This is a genomic window from Fluviicola taffensis DSM 16823, from assembly GCF_000194605.1.
GTDB lineage: Bacteria > Bacteroidota > Bacteroidia > Flavobacteriales_D > Crocinitomicaceae > Fluviicola > Fluviicola taffensis.
The window spans coordinates 4,351,454-4,363,653 of the sequence record NC_015321.1 but is presented as its reverse complement, the minus strand read 5'-3'; the positions used below and the strand labels follow the sequence as shown (position 1 = coordinate 4,363,653).

Sequence of the window (12,200 nt, the reverse complement as noted above, 5' to 3'; positions counted from 1 at the left end):
AATAGTTGGAGAAGTTAAAAATCATAACGAATTAACAGACATTTCAGGTAAAATGAAAATCATCCGTAAACTTTCAGTTCGATTAATTCTTTTTCAAGTCCTTGCGATTCATCTTTTTGGGATTGCATTTTCTCGGTTTTATTATTTCTTGGATGCCGATTTATACGAATGCCTATTGAAAAATCAGTTTGAATCAGTTTCAAATTGTATGGAGCACTTTTCTAATAGAACAATTGGAGAAATGATGGCTACTCCGATTCATTACATGCTTTACGGATTTCTGTTTGGCATTATCCTGATATCAATTGTCAATGGAATAAGTAAAAAAACGTTTTTGAATACGGTTTTGGTTGCAGCTCTATTTATTCTTCTATTTCTGATTGGAGTTTTTTCAAACGGATATCTGGACTTATGGATCAATTCACTAGCACGACTTTTTTCAAAAAAGATTGACATGTCAAATTTAATGGCATCTTTGATAGCATTTTCGACAGGACTCCTATTGGTTTGGGTAAGTGTTAAGAACAAACTGCTTTCAAAAACAGAAACTGCTCATGTTTAGAACAAACAGACATCGATATTTATTATTCACTCTAATAACGTTGTCTGTTGGATTTTTCTATTCCTGTAATAAGAAACCCAAACTTCATTTTCATTATTCAGATGGAACTTTAGTTAAAGATTCTACGGTGATTAAATTTTTAATGAAGGAGTTACCCGTTCAGGTCCCAGAATACGACAGTACTATCAGCCTCGATGTTCAAACCTTTTTAGATCAGAAAATCGAAACGAAATTGGATAGCTACTTTCAAAAAAGTTCCATGGGAAAAGTCAGTACCATGGTGATACTGGAAAATAAAACAGGGAATGTGGTTTATTGTCGGAACTCGGAAAGTCTTTCGGTTTACAGCCAGCGACTCCAAATGATGAAAATGTATGGAATACTTTTATCTTTTGAAAAAGGAGTGAAATTGGCGGATACCTTTTCATGGACTGGAAAATACAGTAAAAAAAAATACGATAGTACTGTTGCCAGACTTTACCGGATGTCAGCTCCTTCATTGGAGTACAAATATCCTTTCGATAATTACTCCTGTAGCCAATGGTCAACTTTTCTTCAGAAACTGGAGGTGTCTGAAAATGAAAGGGATTGTGCGGATGGCGAAATATTCCCAAGATATTATTTCAGAACTTCGTTATTTGACTTGGTTAAAACAGGCGTAGTGATTAATCAAAACGGTTATTCGAGTGGCAATAACTTGTTTGGGGATGTAAAAAGTTCCGATGGAAAAACACTGCATGTACCTGATTTCGTGCAAGCAAAACCACTAAAAACAGAAACTTGCCTGAACGCTAAAAAGATTTTGAAACGTGATCCGTTCAATGTAATCGAATTTAACTATCCCATTTTCCTTTATTCTCAAAGAGAGGTGAGAAATGGAATGGTTCTTTCAACAAAAAAATACACCATCGGATTTTTGTCTGCTTCAAAACCTGGAAACAACGGTTTTGTTACAAAAGAAATCTATTCATTGGCGTCACTTTTTTAATTACTGAAGGAAGAACAGTTTACATAAATTAACCAAAAGTGTAGCCTGTAAATAAAATGAAAACCATTATTTTGTCGTTAGGAGTCACTTTTTTGAGTCTAAAAACACGAGCATAAAAACAATAAACCCATTATCGAAATTATGAAAAAACTGTTTGTTCTTGCTTCTCTTTGTTTGGTATTCCAAACCGCATTTTCGGAAAATACCATTCAATTTCAATTCAAGATAAGTAAGCCTTATTGCATCTTAAACTTTCTGGAAACGGCGAATCATGAACATAATACATCATCTGCCTTGGAGCAATTCATAGTGTCTAAAACGAAAGAGGATAAAGAATTTGCCCAATTGATTAGTGATTTTGATCGGATTAAATTGAATTATTCATTTAAAAGAGAGGAATTTCCAAACAGTCGTCGTCCATCACGTACCACGTATGATTTCCTTGCGATTGCACTGGTGAATTCATCAACTATTCTTGAATTTAGAAATAAAATGCTGGGGATTTTGCCAAATAGCGAATTGCAGAAGTTAATCGAAATCATGCAGCAAGCAGAAATACATTATGATCGGATTATATGGAAAGACTATGAAGAAAAATTGAACGGGCAACGAATTGCTTTGGAAAAATACGCTGATCAATGTTCTGAAGCATTTACGAAAATTAATCGCTTTTATAATTCATTTTGGATTTCTGATATTCCGTTTACAGTAGCACTTTATCCGATTCCGGGAAAAAGCGGAAGTAGTACTTCAAATCCGTATTCAAATAGTTTGTGTATCGGTGTTTTTACGGATGAAATAGATCACATTGCAACTATTGGCGTTGTTTTACACGAAATGTGCCATGTTTTATATGACGAACAACCGAGTGATTTTCAACATAAACTGGAAAGCTACTTTTTTGAAAGTAAATCGCCGTACAACCAGTTTGCCTACAATTTCATTGATGAAGGATTGGCTACTGCGCTTGGAAATGGATGGGCTTACAATTTTTTAAGTGGCAAACCAGATCCCGCAGATTGGTACAACAACGAATACATCAATGGATTTGGAAAAGCGCTTTATCCTTTAGTTACTGAGTACATTTCAGCGAATAAGCAGATAGATCAGGAATTCGTAAATAGAGCAATTGATTTGTTTGGAGCTACTTTCCCGAATTCAATCACAGATTATGGGATTTTACTCAATCGTGTATCCATTTATACCGATTCACAAACAGATGAGGGTATGGGGGATATGATGAACTTGGCTGGATCCTATTTCCAATTGACACACATTAGTGTTTCCGCTCCGATTCTAGATCCAAATGCTGTTGAGAACCTAAAAACGAGTCCGCAAACACAACTTGTAATTATTGACCAGAATCACGAAGTGACAGCCAAATCCATCAAGAAAATATTTCCCGAACTTTCAAAAGTGAAAATGGTTCCCAATAAAATTTACAGTTTTTTCGATGCACAAAAGCGACCAATCATTATTCTTTATGCGGCGGATAAAGCCAATTTGGAATCTTTACTGAAAGAAATGCAGACGAAGAAGTATTTTGATCAAACGAAGATCATGCAGAATTAAAATACTTTCTTTTATTTAACCTCAGAGGACTCGAAGGCGCAAAGAGAATTCAGATAACTTTGCGTTCTTGCACTCTTTGCGGTAAAAAATCTAAAATTCTTCTTTATCCAACTGCTTACTCTCAGCATCTCCACTTTTCTTGTTGATGTAGCGTTGAACGATATCGCTGTTATTCATCACTAAGAAACCAACGATTGCTTGAGCAGCACCGACAATCAAACTTATAGCTTTCGGGCTTTGGCTAAAAGGAAGATTGCCTGTAATAAACAAATAAAGATCTTCAATCAAGCTTGGAATAGCGCGGATAAACAAAATTCCTCCGATAATTATAATAACTATCCGCAATAATTTGTTGTAGGGCAATGTTAGATCAATATGCGTTTCTTCAAATCCCTTTTCGAGTTTTAGAAAATCAATCGTCCATTGTGATTTCAAAATCAGGAACTGAAGTACCAAGAGGTAAAAAGTAATAGCAAGAATAAAATAAGCTATTTCCATACTTTCAAAAGAAGAATAACCACCTCTTAAGCCTGCTGTAACAGCATAGATTAAGGTTGGCAATGAAAGCATTCCATTTATAAACAACCAGATTCCGAGTGTTTTGAGAATTAAATGCCAAAAAGTGCGTATAGTCATGATTTAGAGTTTTATAGTATTAAGTGCTATTTTTCGTCTACCGAAATTCACTAAAATTCACCAATAATCCAAGTGGCAAATTCAATACAAGATTTGTTTTTTACTAAACGCAAAGAAGCGAAGAGCGCAAAGTCTGAGCTTACAGATTATTCACTACCCGTTTAATTCCATATTTCAATCTGGTTTCATTAAAATTAATCAACAGACCTAATTGCGTGTTGGAAAGTCTTAAATAAGTCATGGTCTGTGCTAAATGAATATCGGAAAGTTCTTTTACTGCTTTGATTTCGATAATTACTTTGTCTTGAATCAATAAATCCAATCGAAATCCTGAATCCAAATGAACATTTTTGTATACGACTGGAAGATCAAGTTGCCGTTCTACTTTTAATCCAATTTCTTTTAATTCATAATACAGACATGTTTCATAGACACTTTCAAGTAGCCCTGGTCCAAGCAAAGTGTGAACATCTATTGCTGCTCCAATAATTATGGAGGATAATTCGTTTTCAGTCATTGTTAATAGTGGTATTTCTTTCTTTTAATTTAAGAATAATTTTTTAAATCCTTATTAATCTTTGCGCCCTTTGCTTCTTTGTGTTTCATTTTTAGATTCTTTGGTTGAAAACGTTTTGCTGTTAATAACTCCGTAAAAAACAAAATCGGTTTTGTAAGATTCTGGATTAAATTCCCTAAATTTGCGCTCAATTTGTAGTATAGGTAGAGCCTTTTACCGTGTTACAAAGATTAACAACAATTAATTACAAATTGAACTCTTAAAAAGCGCATAATGCCAAAAAACAATTCCATTAAGTCAGTACTAATTATTGGTTCAGGTCCTATCGTCATTGGTCAAGCATGTGAATTCGATTACGCAGGTTCTCAAGCTGCTCGTTCGCTTCGCGATGAAGGGATTGAGGTAACATTGATTAACTCGAATCCGGCTACAATCATGACGGATAAAGTTGTTGCAGATAATATTTACCTTCAACCTCTTGAGCCTGAAAGCATCATCGAAATTTTGAAAAATCACAAAATTGATGCGGTATTGCCAACAATGGGAGGGCAAACAGCTTTAAATCTCGCTATTAAATGCGATGAAATGGGCATTTGGGAAGAATATGGTGTTGATATTATTGGAGTAGATATCGCTGCAATTGAAATCACTGAAAATAGAGAAGCATTTCGCATGTTGATGCAAGAGATTGATGTTCCAATGGCTCCACAGGCTACTGCGAAATCATTCCTGGAAGGAAAAGAAATTGCACAGGAATTTGGTTTTCCGCTTTGTATTCGTCCTTCATACACTCTTGGAGGTTCAGGAGCATCTATCGTTTATGATCCAAAAGAATTTGATGGATTATTGGAACGCGGACTTCAATTGTCTCCGATTCACGAGGTAATGATTGATAAAGCTTTGTTAGGCTGGAAAGAATACGAATTGGAATTATTGCGTGATGCAAACGATAATGTCGTGATCATCTGTTCGATTGAAAACTTTGATCCAATGGGAATTCATACGGGAGATTCCATAACTGTTGCTCCAGCTATGACCTTGTCTGACACAACTTTCCAACGTATGCGCGATATGGCCATCAAAATGATGCGCTCTATCGGAAATTTTGCAGGAGGATGTAATGTGCAGTTTGCTGTTTCACCAGATGAAAATGAAGATATCATTGCGATTGAGATCAATCCGCGCGTGTCTCGTTCTTCGGCATTGGCTTCTAAAGCAACAGGTTATCCAATTGCGAAAATTGCTTCGAAATTGGCAATCGGATATTATTTAACTGAATTAAGTAATCAAATTACAAAAACAACATCTGCTTTATTCGAGCCGACGTTGGATTATGTGATTGTAAAAATACCGCGTTGGAATTTCAATAAATTCCCCGGAACAGATCGCCGATTGGGCCTTCAAATGAAGTCTGTTGGTGAAGTAATGGGAATTGGACGTTCATTCCAAGAAGCTTTGCAAAAAGCATGTCAGTCGTTGGAGATTAACCGAAATGGGTTAGGAGCTGACGGAAAAGAATTGACAAGTCAAGATGAGATTTTGCATTCCTTGGAAAATCCAAGCTGGAATCGTTTGTTCCATGTGTACGATGCGATTAAATTAGGAATTCCATTCAAAACGATTTTTGAAAAAACGAAAATAGATACTTGGTTCTTGAAACAAATCGAGGACTTAATAAAATTGGAACGCCGCATTGAAAAATTCCATTTGGGGAATATGCCAAAGGAATTAATGTTCGAAGCGAAACAAAAAGGATATGCTGACCGTCAGGTTGCACATTTGTTGCGTTGCCTGGAATCAGAAGTGCACAATAAGCGTTCTGAAATGGGAATCAAACGTGTGTTCAAATTGGTGGATACCTGTGCGGCAGAATTCGACGCAAAAACCCCTTATTACTATTCTACATTCGAGTTTGAGAATGAAAGTGAAGTAAGTGACAAGAAAAAAGTGGTTGTTTTGGGTTCAGGACCGAATCGCATTGGACAAGGAATTGAATTCGATTACTCCTGTGTGCATGGAGTTCTAGCTGCTAAAGAATGTGGTTACGAAACGATTATGATTAACTGTAATCCAGAAACAGTTTCTACGGATTTCGATACAGCAGACAAGTTGTACTTCGAGCCTGTTTTCTGGGAACATATTTACGATATCATTCAGCATGAAAAACCAGAAGGAGTTATTGTTCAATTAGGTGGACAAACTGCTTTGAAGTTGGCTGAGAAATTAGAGCGTTTCGGAATCAAAATTCTAGGAACAAGCTTTGATGCATTGGATTTAGCAGAAGACCGCGGTCGTTTCTCTAAATTATTAGAGAAAAACAACATTCCTTTCCCGAAATACGGAATCGTAGAAAGTGCAGAACAGGCAATCGAATTATCGAAAGATTTAGGATTTCCGTTGTTAGTTCGCCCGTCTTATGTATTAGGTGGACAAAAAATGAAGATCGTCATTAACAAAGAAGAATTGGAACACCACGTAGTTGATATTATCAATGAAATGGGAAGCAATCAGATTTTGTTGGATCACTTTTTGGGTGGAGCAATTGAAGCTGAAGCAGATGCGATTTGCGACGGAGAAGATGTTTACATCATTGGTGTGATGCAGCACATTGAACCAGCAGGAATTCACTCTGGTGATTCATATGCGGTTCTTCCTCCTTACAACTTGGGAGATTTTGTGATGCAACAAATAGAAGACATTACGCGAAAAATTGCAGTTGAATTGCGAACGGTTGGTTTGATTAATATTCAGTTTGCCATTAAAGACGATAAAGTATATGTGATCGAAGCGAATCCGAGAGCGTCTCGTACTGTTCCTTTCATTGCGAAAGCATATGATGAGCCATATGTAAACTATGCTACGAAAGTGATGCTGGGCGACAAGAAAGTGAAGGATTTCAAATTCACTCCGAAGAAAGAAGGATATGCAATCAAAATTCCAGTGTTCTCTTATGAGAAATTCCCAGATGTGAAGAAAGAATTAGGTCCAGAAATGAAATCAACTGGTGAAGCGATTCGTTTCATTAAGAATTTAAAAGATCCGTTCTTCACAAAAATTTATTCGGAAAGAAACATGCATTTATCGAAGTAGGATGGTTGTTGAAGCAAGCATTACTGGTTTTTTTAAAACGATCTTAATGATAATCGGAGCATTGATTTTGCTCCGGTTTTTAGGTCGTGTGATGATTGCAAAACGCAATTTAGACCAAGAACGCGCTGATTTGGCTCGTGAAAAGAGTTTTGTAAAAGAGCGGAACGAGAAATTGAAGAATTTCGGAAAAGTCTCTGTTTCCAAATCAAGTCCCAAAGGTGATGTTCAAGATGTGGATTACGAAGAGGTTAGTTAGTGATTCTTGCTTCGATTTTCCTTCCCACAACGCTTATGCTGAAGCTATTGCCGACATGCGATCACCAAAGGCACAGATGCGCAGATAAAAAAGCGAGCTTATCAGCATCGCTAGACTCTAAAAATCCATTTTTTATTTTTTATTAGCTATTAGATTCTTATTAACCAAATTCATTCCTTGAATGATTTTCGCTTGATTTTCAGAACGCTTATAATTTTTCGTAATCTGAAAGTTTTTTTCATTCTTATTTGTAAAGTTACTATAATTAACAGTTCCTATTAATAGGATTCATTCGAACTTTTAGATTACATAAAAATGGCTATTTTCACCTTATCATTTACAAATCACCATGCATAGAATCATTTACTTTTTAATAGGATTAATTATTTGTTCCTGCAATTCTAAATCGAAAAATTCGGATACTTCGAAAAAACAATCAATAACTATTGAAGTTGTCAAGAAACACTTCCTTTCAATTGATAAAGAAAATGTAGATAGCATCCATGTTGTTCGATTGAAAGATTCCGATCTTTACATTACTCAAGACTTTGGGGCTGTTTCAAACATGATTCGTTTAATCAAATTGTATCCCGATAAGTTTGTTGTTTTAGATTCTTTGAGAGCTTGTCAAGAAGATCTATCCAAACTCGAAAAAGTAAAATACAATTATAAGAACGATTGGTTTGTGTGTTCTGAAAGTGGCGAAGGAACAGGAGATTATTCCTATAGTTTAACTCTTATTCGGGTTGAAAAGAATCGTTTTTCGACTTTGTTTTGTTATTCTAAGTTTGCGAGTTTTTTAGATGTTGAAGCTCTTCCTAACGAAATTCCGTATTCCCAAGTTGAAATGAAGGAAATTGATATGAATAAAAATAGAATTGTTCTTAAAGCTAATTATGAATCGGGAATAGTTGATTCTAAGTTGGGTAAAATAAAAATGACCGAACTCGTTACTTTTGAGTTTTCTACAGCTAAAAATTGCTTTCTTTGGAAGAAATCGACCAACAAAAAGATGAAAGAGCTATTTTGGGATGACAAAGAATATGTTGGAGAGTATATCTTCGAACTTTGATTAATTTGCATAAGATAAAACAGTATCTTCCAATATGAAACAAATACTGCTTTTAGTTCTATTTATAACAATTAGTCAATTGCTCATGAGTCAAATAGCACCATTAAATCAACTGGAAGGAAAATGGTTTGTCAATCGATCCAATTTCCCCATGTGGTTGAAAGGAAATAAAACGAATCCCTCTTTCAATTATTCAGTCACAACTAGAAAAGGGGAAACCGTTTTACTGGATGAAGTTCTTTACACGAAGAAGTCTAAAATAAAAAGTATTGTTGGTTACGATAAACCTTCGAATGACTCGAATACTTCGTTTATTTGGCGCGGAAAAGGAATTCTAGGTTTATTGAAAAGTAATTGGAGCATTTTATTTCTCTCAACAGATCAAAACTGGATGATTATTCATTTTAAAAAAACACTTTTCACCCCAGAAGGTTATGATGTGATTTCTAGGTCCAAGACGATTGATTCGGAAGTTCAAAAAGAAGTCTTTAAGAAACTGAAAGAATTTGGAATTGAAGAGAAGTTGTCGGTTATTCATCACGATTAAGAGGTGTCAATGAAACTAGAATTATCAAATAAAACGAAGGGCTTGATTTTAATCGGGATAATTTTACTCGTAGTTATTCAATTCTTTTGGGTACTTAAAGTATATTTTGTATTAGAGTCGACCAAGGTTTTTTGGTGGATGGTTTGTTACTTTTCCGTACCTATTTTACTGTTTTCATTATCGATTTTGAAGAAATTTACTCGTTTTATTTTTTATTCTCATGAACGATCTTCTCGTCGAGAGGAAACCAAATGGAACCGTTTCAGAAGTAAGTTTACGTCATTCATGTTGTTGATTTTCCTGTTTTCATTTTTCACTTATGACACCATCATTCAAACAAATGATTGGTGGGGTTCTTCAGAAACAGAGCGATTTAATCAAGTGATTGAAGAAGTATCTATTAATATGCCTACTGGAAGGACTCGTATTTTTCAATTAGGCAAAGGTCCCACTTCCTATGATATCTACATGGAGTATCAAAACGAAAGAATTCAATTGAATACTCCTCATCCTTGGAATATTGGCGACACTTTTCAGGTGAAAATGAATACTGGTGGTTTATGGGGGATTTTATATGCGCGTAAATGATGATTCTTTAAGAAGCTATGAACATCCTGAAAAAAGAAGGGCTTATCTGATTAAGAATAAAAATTGGAAAACGATCTTCTAAAAAATCACATAATTTAGAATGACTAACTAGTTGAAAAAAACATGCTGATTATGAATAAATTGTTGCTTTTTTTCCTTTCACTCATGAGTGGAATTTCATTTGCGCAGGAGCTTTCTTCAGCACAGAAAAAAGAGTGGAAAACCGAACTTCAAAAAATGGAAAAATCCGATCAATATTATCGGGTGAAGATGGCCAAAAATCCTGCCTTGAATAACGATTCTATCTGGAAACTACAGTCGGATATTGATTCGATCAACAAAGCAACGTTTGTGGAGTTGACCACAAAATATGGTTATCCGACCATGGGGCGTGTCCGTTATGCAGGCACTATCGGAATGATTCTTCATTTTACACTGGAAGAAGATTTCATTCAATTGAAAGAACTTTTTTACAGTGAACTTAAAAAAGGAAATATGCCTCCTAAAGAATATGCTTGGTGGTATGATCGGTGTCAACGAAATATGCATCAACCTATTTACTTTGGTCAATATACGAATGAGAAATTCTGTGGAGATCAATTGAAATTATTCAACGAACGCAGAAAAGAAATTGGCCTGGAGGAATTGGTTGGAAATTTGAATTGTATTTAACGCAATAAAGTTGCAATAATGAATTGAAAGTGTAAATTTGTCAAACAAACAAACTTTCAGCAACATGACAAACATCATTTACGACACGATCATTATCGGAGGAAGTTATTCCGGACTTTCAGCAGGAATGGCATTAGGAAGAGCTTTAAAACAAGTTCTCATTATTGATAGTGGAAGACCGTGCAATGCTCAAACACCACATTCACACAATTTTATTACGCAAGACGGAGAAACTCCACAAGCAATTACTTTGAAAGCGAGAGAACAGGTAGCAAAATATAAAACCGTTACATTTCATTCAGGATTAGCAATTGATGGAGAGAAAACAGCTTTTGGATTTGAAATTACGACTGAAATTGGAGAAGTTTTCGCTGCTAAAAAACTCATTTTTGCAACTGGAGTGAAAGATTTGATGCCAGAAATTAAAGGTGCAACTGAATCTTGGGGAATTTCAATGATTCATTGTCCCTATTGCCACGGTTATGAAGTGCGCAATGAGAAAACAGGGATTCTAGCAAATGGAGAAATGGCATTCCAATTTTCGAAGTTGATCAATAATTGGACGAAAGAATTGACTTTGTTTACGAATGGAAAATCTACTTTGACAGCAGAACAAACAGCTAAACTGGAAGAACATGGAATTAATTTAATTGAAACTGAAATTGAAGCTTTTGACCAGACTAATGGATTTATTACACACGTTTATTTGAAAGATGGAAGCAAGTTGAATCTCAAAGCCATGTATGCCAAATTGCCATTCGTTCAGCATTCAGATATTCCTCAAAAATTAGGTTGTACGTTGACAGAGCAAGGATTTATTCAAGTAGATGAATTTCAAAAAACAACTATTCCAGGAGTTTTTGCTTGTGGTGATAACACTACACCCATGCGTTCGGTTGCCAATGTTGTTGCACAAGGAACACTTGCAGGAGTGATGGTAAGTAGAGAATTAATCGATGACGAATTTTAATCGATGAAGAAACAAAGTCTTTTTAACGCAAAGTGCACAGAGGCGCAAAGGGGAATTTCACTACTCTTTGTGCTCTTTCATTCTCTGCGGTAATTTTTTCAAAACAAAATCAATTTTTTAGTGAATCATAATTTCGATTGAATCACTAATTTTACTTCATGAATAATTCAAAAGTATCCATGCGTGTCCTTCACAGATACCTTGGTTTTTTCTTAGCAGGTATCATGGCAGTTTATGCCATTAGTGGAATCGTATTGATTTTTAGGGATACTGATTTTCTCAAAAGTGCACATACGGAAGAAGTGAAAATTGCTCCGAATGTTAAAAATGAGCTGATTGGTAAAGAACTTGGGATTCGCAAGTATCAATTCGAGAGAGAAGCAGCAGATATGGTTTATTTCAAGAATGGAGACTATAATAAGAAAACAGGTGTAGCACACATTACTACCAAAGAACTTCCTTATGTTTTGGATAAAATGTGTCATTTACATAAAGCAAGTACGGATGATCCACTTTATTGGTTGAATATCTTCTTTGGAGTTTCTCTTTTATTTTTTGTCTTATCTGCATTTTGGATGTATTTACCTAAAACCAAAGCTTTCAAAGCTGGATTGATCTATTCTTTAGCTGGAATGGTCTTGACTTTAATTTTGTTGTTTATCTAGTATTTCCTTAAATTTGTTAACATCTAAATTGATACTCAATGAACCATTTTATCAATGAATTCATG

Annotated in this window: 13 protein-coding genes; 11 read left to right on the top strand and 2 right to left on the bottom strand. The window is 35.2% G+C overall.

Annotated features, from left to right (window positions below; all coding sequences use genetic code 11):
* The first annotated feature begins 52 nt into the window (after positions 1-52).
* The 3 genes from FLUTA_RS19180 to FLUTA_RS19170 all read left to right on the top strand — a co-directional run bounded on the left by FLUTA_RS19180 (position 53) and on the right by FLUTA_RS19170 (position 3,122).
* Positions 53-562: a hypothetical protein gene (locus tag FLUTA_RS19180; RefSeq protein ID WP_013688564.1), complete on the top strand. Its 510-nt coding sequence runs from the start codon at positions 53-55 to the stop codon at positions 560-562.
* Positions 555-1,550: a hypothetical protein gene (locus FLUTA_RS19175; RefSeq protein ID WP_013688563.1), complete on the top strand. Its 996-nt coding sequence runs from the start codon at positions 555-557 to the stop codon at positions 1,548-1,550. Before FLUTA_RS19180 ends, FLUTA_RS19175 begins: the two co-directional genes overlap by 8 nt.
* A 141-nt stretch (positions 1,551-1,691) precedes the next feature.
* A complete protein-coding gene (locus FLUTA_RS19170; protein WP_013688562.1) occupies positions 1,692-3,122 on the top strand; it encodes a hypothetical protein in 1,431 nt (476 codons plus the stop codon).
* 90 nt (positions 3,123-3,212) lie between these two features.
* Here FLUTA_RS19170 and FLUTA_RS19165 read toward each other — a convergent pair whose 3' ends face one another.
* Positions 3,213-3,758, bottom strand: a complete 546-nt coding sequence (locus FLUTA_RS19165; RefSeq protein WP_013688561.1) for a hypothetical protein — start codon at positions 3,756-3,758, stop codon at positions 3,213-3,215.
* A 139-nt stretch (positions 3,759-3,897) separates the two neighbouring features.
* Complete coding sequence (locus tag FLUTA_RS19160; RefSeq protein WP_013688560.1) at positions 3,898-4,275, bottom strand: GxxExxY protein; 378 nt, start codon at positions 4,273-4,275, stop codon at positions 3,898-3,900.
* Between the two features lie 273 nt (positions 4,276-4,548).
* On the opposite strand from FLUTA_RS19160, the gene carB reads away from it, so the two are divergent.
* From carB to FLUTA_RS19120, 8 genes are all read left to right on the top strand, one after another.
* Positions 4,549-7,365, top strand: coding sequence for a carbamoyl-phosphate synthase large subunit (gene carB, locus FLUTA_RS19155; RefSeq protein WP_013688559.1), 2,817 nt, complete (start codon positions 4,549-4,551; stop codon positions 7,363-7,365).
* Positions 7,366-7,411: 46 nt separating this feature from the next.
* A complete protein-coding gene (locus tag FLUTA_RS19150; protein ID WP_013688558.1) occupies positions 7,412-7,621 on the top strand; it encodes a hypothetical protein in 210 nt (69 codons plus the stop codon).
* Positions 7,622-7,970: 349 nt separating this feature from the next.
* Entirely contained in the window at positions 7,971-8,693 is a 723-nt protein-coding gene (locus FLUTA_RS19145) for a hypothetical protein (RefSeq protein ID WP_013688557.1), read from the top strand.
* A gap of 34 nt (positions 8,694-8,727) precedes the next feature.
* On the top strand, positions 8,728-9,240 hold the full coding sequence (locus FLUTA_RS19140) for a hypothetical protein (RefSeq protein WP_013688556.1): 513 nt from the start codon (positions 8,728-8,730) through the stop codon (positions 9,238-9,240).
* A 9-nt stretch (positions 9,241-9,249) separates the two neighbouring features.
* On the top strand, positions 9,250-9,828 hold the full coding sequence (locus FLUTA_RS19135) for a hypothetical protein (RefSeq protein ID WP_013688555.1): 579 nt from the start codon (positions 9,250-9,252) through the stop codon (positions 9,826-9,828).
* A gap of 132 nt (positions 9,829-9,960) precedes the next feature.
* Positions 9,961-10,500 (top strand): hypothetical protein, encoded by a 540-nt coding sequence (locus FLUTA_RS19130; RefSeq protein WP_013688554.1) that lies wholly within the window; start codon positions 9,961-9,963, stop codon positions 10,498-10,500.
* Between the two features lie 64 nt (positions 10,501-10,564).
* Positions 10,565-11,470 (top strand): NAD(P)/FAD-dependent oxidoreductase, encoded by a 906-nt coding sequence (locus FLUTA_RS19125; protein ID WP_013688553.1) that lies wholly within the window; start codon positions 10,565-10,567, stop codon positions 11,468-11,470.
* A gap of 158 nt (positions 11,471-11,628) precedes the next feature.
* Positions 11,629-12,135, top strand: a complete 507-nt coding sequence (locus tag FLUTA_RS19120; protein ID WP_013688552.1) for a PepSY domain-containing protein — start codon at positions 11,629-11,631, stop codon at positions 12,133-12,135.
* Positions 12,136-12,200: the final 65 nt, after the last annotated feature.

Coding starts and splice junctions, on each gene's coding strand:
- FLUTA_RS19180 (WP_013688564.1), top strand. CDS start 53: ATGAAAATCATCCGTAAACTTTCAGTTCGATTAATTCTTTTTCAAGTC.
- FLUTA_RS19175 (WP_013688563.1), top strand. CDS start 555: ATGTTTAGAACAAACAGACATCGATATTTATTATTCACTCTAATAACG.
- FLUTA_RS19170 (WP_013688562.1), top strand. CDS start 1,692: ATGAAAAAACTGTTTGTTCTTGCTTCTCTTTGTTTGGTATTCCAAACC.
- FLUTA_RS19165 (WP_013688561.1), bottom strand. CDS start 3,758: ATGACTATACGCACTTTTTGGCATTTAATTCTCAAAACACTCGGAATC.
- FLUTA_RS19160 (WP_013688560.1), bottom strand. CDS start 4,275: ATGACTGAAAACGAATTATCCTCCATAATTATTGGAGCAGCAATAGAT.
- carB (WP_013688559.1), top strand. CDS start 4,549: ATGCCAAAAAACAATTCCATTAAGTCAGTACTAATTATTGGTTCAGGT.
- FLUTA_RS19150 (WP_013688558.1), top strand. CDS start 7,412: ATGATAATCGGAGCATTGATTTTGCTCCGGTTTTTAGGTCGTGTGATG.
- FLUTA_RS19145 (WP_013688557.1), top strand. CDS start 7,971: ATGCATAGAATCATTTACTTTTTAATAGGATTAATTATTTGTTCCTGC.
- FLUTA_RS19140 (WP_013688556.1), top strand. CDS start 8,728: ATGAAACAAATACTGCTTTTAGTTCTATTTATAACAATTAGTCAATTG.
- FLUTA_RS19135 (WP_013688555.1), top strand. CDS start 9,250: ATGAAACTAGAATTATCAAATAAAACGAAGGGCTTGATTTTAATCGGG.
- FLUTA_RS19130 (WP_013688554.1), top strand. CDS start 9,961: ATGAATAAATTGTTGCTTTTTTTCCTTTCACTCATGAGTGGAATTTCA.
- FLUTA_RS19125 (WP_013688553.1), top strand. CDS start 10,565: ATGACAAACATCATTTACGACACGATCATTATCGGAGGAAGTTATTCC.
- FLUTA_RS19120 (WP_013688552.1), top strand. CDS start 11,629: ATGAATAATTCAAAAGTATCCATGCGTGTCCTTCACAGATACCTTGGT.